Origin of the sequence: Sphingobacterium shayense (assembly GCF_013179575.1) — a bacterium.
GTDB lineage: Bacteria > Bacteroidota > Bacteroidia > Sphingobacteriales > Sphingobacteriaceae > Sphingobacterium > Sphingobacterium shayense.
Map to the genome: position 1 here is coordinate 1 of NZ_JABMCQ010000335.1, position 1089 is coordinate 1089.

A 1089-nucleotide genomic window follows, 5' to 3' on the forward strand; every position below is an offset into this window, starting at 1 on the left:
GGTGGCATAACCTGTGAAGGTACCAATCTCCAAAACGCGTTTCGGTCGAACCAAATGAGACAACAAAGAGAGCACTCTTCCTTGAAAATGCCCCGATAACATGTGAGGCATTGTCTCCCGCAAATAGGTCTCCCTGTTGATGCGTTTTAGTAGGTCATTTTCGGGGTCACAAATTCCTTCCAAATAGGTATTTAACGTGTCCTGATTTTCAAACATTGTCACAAAAATATAAAGTCAGCTGATAAAGCGAAAACATTTAACACATATTATGTTATTCGCACCATGGAGTAAAAAAAACATAAAAGGCCTTTAAATGTGTTTAAAGGCCTTTTATAGTATGTATTTTTAACTAATAAAGAGTCGCAGTAATTAGTCTTAAAAACTCTGATCGTGTAACATCATTCTGAAACGCCCCTGTAAAAGCCGACGTCGTTGTTACTGAATTCTGTTTCTGTACTCCGCGCATGGCCATACACATATGCTTGCACTCCATGACTACGGCAACACCTGCAGGATTAAGTGTGTCCTGTATGCAATCTCGAATTTCATTCGTCAAACGCTCTTGTACCTGCAATCTACGAGCGAACGCATCAACAACACGCGGGATTTTGCTTAGCCCTACTATACGGCCGTTGGGAATATAGGCGATATGCGCTTTACCAAAAAAAGGAAGCATATGGTGTTCACACATCGAATATACTTCGATATCCTTAACGACAACCATCTGGCTGTATTCTTCTTCAAACATTGCACCCCTTAATATCTCGGCGGCATCAACATCGTAGCCATGCGTCAAATATTGAAGAGCCTTGGCTACACGTTCGGGAGTTTTTACTAAACCTTCTCTGGTCGGATCTTCCCCTAGCGCGCGGAGAATCGTTGGGTAATGCGACGCAATATTCTCAACTTGCTGTTGATTATATTGATCAATTTTAATATATCCGTCTTGTTCTTCGCTATCCAAAGATGTTATCTTACTCATTGTATCTGGTATAAGGTAATTAAAAGCCCTGTTTCAGAGCCCATTGTGATTTTAAACATTCCGTAATGTACTACGTAATGGGTGATAAAGACGTTCTTTTTAACTAT

1 protein-coding gene and 1 pseudogene are annotated in these 1089 nt (G+C 40.5%); both read right to left on the reverse strand.

All coding sequences use genetic code 11. The features are described from left to right. Positions 1–216: pseudogene (locus HP439_RS19195) on the reverse strand (methyltransferase); the annotation flags it as partial. A gap of 133 nt (positions 217–349) precedes the next feature. Then, positions 350–982, reverse strand: a complete 633-nt coding sequence (gene folE / locus HP439_RS19200) for a GTP cyclohydrolase I FolE (RefSeq protein WP_172391924.1) — start codon at positions 980–982, stop codon at positions 350–352. Positions 983–1089 lie beyond the last annotated feature (107 nt).

Excerpts from the sequence above, each read along its gene's own strand:
- folE (WP_172391924.1), bottom strand. The coding sequence starts at position 982 with ATGAGTAAGATAACATCTTTGGATAGCGAAGAACAAGACGGATATATT.